The following is a 2195-nucleotide window of genomic DNA, read 5'->3' as shown; positions in this document are numbered from 1 at the left end:
CGGCGGTGTAGCCGTGCCGCTCGAGCTCGCTGTGCAGATCGTCCACCCAGTCGCTGACGAGCCGGCCGACCGCGGAGATCGACGAGGGCATCAGGACGAGATTGCTGCGGCCGGCCCGCAAGGACCGGGCCGCGGCGTGCGGTACGTAGCCGAGCTGCCGGGCGGCGTCGAGGACGCGGGCGCGGGCGGCTTCGCCGACGCGATGGCCCTGCGTGTCGTTGAGGACGAAGGAGACCGTGGCGCGCGACACCCCGGCGAGGCGGGCGACGTCGGCGCTGGTCGGGGACGCCGGAACAGGAGTGTCTTTGGCCATGACGTCGCTCGACGCTCCTTTTGATCGGCTCGGTGCCTTCCCTTCGAAGGTTACACGAGTTAGATCAAGGGAGCGCGGGCCCGCCCGGATGTGCGGGCCGCTCCGCGGGAGGTCCGGAGAGGTCCCGCGGAGCGGCCGGGAGCGGCCCGGAGTGGCCGGCGCATCCGGGCGGGCCGGTGGGGGAGGGGCGGGAGGCCCGCCCTACGCGGGCCGGTCGAGCGCCCTCTCGTGCAGGCGCAGGGAGTCCCCGGCGAGGTCGGTCAGGGCCGTGACCACGGAGTCGAAGCGCATCGTCGTACGGGTGTCCTTCTCGTACGGGTTCCACGTCGGCATGTCCGGATGGTTCGGGTCGCCGGTGCGGGCGAAGGCGATCCAGGCCCCGTGCAGGGTGTGCGCGAGGCCGTCGCGGACGGCGGGGTCCAGGCCGGCGGTCAGGGGCGCGTGGGCCCACTGGTCGAAGTTGGCGAAGGCGAAGGGGAGTTCGAGGCAGTGCGCGGCGCCGAGCCGGCCCTCGTAGGCGGCGGCGGGGAGGTCGAACTGGTAGGCCCACACCGGGTGGTCCGCCTCGGCCCGCGCCTCGGCCAGCCGGAGGGCGGGGACCCGGAAGAGCTCGTCGGTGATGAGGTCCATCAGGACATCGGCCGGCCGGGCCCCCGGGCGGGCGCGCTCGTACGCCGCGTACGCCTCGGGCGCGGCTTCGGCGCCGAAGGTCTCCGCGATCCGGGCGGTCACCCGGTCCCGGTCGGCCTCGGCGTAGGCCTCGTTCAGGGCGAAGCCGAAGTTGGCCTCCTCCCGGGTCCAGCCGATCATCACCTCGATGCCGGCCGCGGCCCCGTGCAGCAGGGCCTCGGCCGGATGGCGGGGCAGGGTGACGCCGTCGACCACGGGCAGGAACGGGGTGGGCCAGTACCCCCAGCGCGTCGTCAGGGCGAAGAGCCCGCCGGTGGCGCCGATCAGGTCGGGCCAGGGCACGGCGCGCAGCTCGGCCGGGGTCTTGACCCCGGCGAGCTCCATGAACGCGGAGGTGCGCTCCAGATATGCGTCGGGTCCGGGCAGGTCGAGCCCGAAGGGCGGGCTCATCAGGATCACCCGGCGGATCAGGCCCTGGGTCTCGGGCAGTCCGGCGAGGGCCGCGGTGGACACCGCGCCCCCGGACTGGCCCGCGACGGTGATCGTGTCCGGGTCGCCGCCGAAGGCCGCGATGTTCTCCCGTACCCAGCGCAGGGCGGCGAGCTGGTCGGTCAGCCAGTGGTTGGCGTCGGGTCCGCCCGGGCCGTCCTCGGGTCCGGTGTAGAGGTAACCGAGCGGCCCGATACGGTAGTTGATGCTGACGACGACCAGGTCCCCGTCACGGGCGAAGGTCGCGCCCGAGTAGACCGGCAGCGACCCCGAGCCGGAGACGAAGCCGCCGCCGTGGATCCAGAGCAGCACCGGCCGGCGGGCGTCGTCGACGGCGGGGGTCCAGATGTCGAGGGTCAGGCAGTCCTCGTCGAAGGGCGGCGAACCGTGGCCGCCGAGGACGGGGTCGCCGCCCTCCATGTACAGCTGCGGGGCGCTGGGACCGTCGGCGGTCGCGTCACGGGTGCCGCTCCAGCCCGGGTGCGGCGTGGCGGGCCGCCAGCGCAGTTCGCCCACCGGGGGCGCGGCGTAGGGCACGGCCCGGAAGACGGCGAGCCCGTCCTCGACCGCGCCGAGCAGCCGGCCCGCGGGCGGATGCGCCACGGGCTGATCGGGTCCTGGGATGGGTGCCATGAGTCGATCCTTCCTGGGCCGCGCGCCGAACGCGCGCCGACGGATCAAGGATATGGCGAAAATTCAACGACCGTCAATCTTCCACGATATTCGAGCCGGGCTCGGGGCGGCGGACCGCTCAGCCGCCGGA

Annotated in this window: 2 protein-coding genes; both read right to left on the bottom strand. The window is 74.1% G+C overall.

Annotated features, from left to right (window positions below):
* On the bottom strand, window positions 1-313 hold a 313-nt coding region (locus ACWGDE_RS38380; RefSeq protein ID WP_453393718.1), incomplete at its 3' end, for a LacI family DNA-binding transcriptional regulator.
* A gap of 201 nt (window positions 314-514) precedes the next feature.
* Entirely contained in the window at window positions 515-2065 is a 1551-nt protein-coding gene (locus tag ACWGDE_RS38375; protein ID WP_453393717.1) for a carboxylesterase/lipase family protein, read from the bottom strand.
* Between the last annotated feature and the right edge of the window lie 130 nt (window positions 2066-2195).

The sequence above is a fragment of the Streptomyces sp. NPDC054956 genome, assembly GCF_053609185.1.
Note: the sequence above shows the minus strand (reverse complement) of the source record. Positions and strands in the feature narration are given on the sequence as shown.

Bases quoted from the DNA above. Each gene is read 5' to 3' on its own strand.
- ACWGDE_RS38375 (WP_453393717.1), bottom strand. From the start codon at position 2,065: ATGGCACCCATCCCAGGACCCGATCAGCCCGTGGCGCATCCGCCCGCG.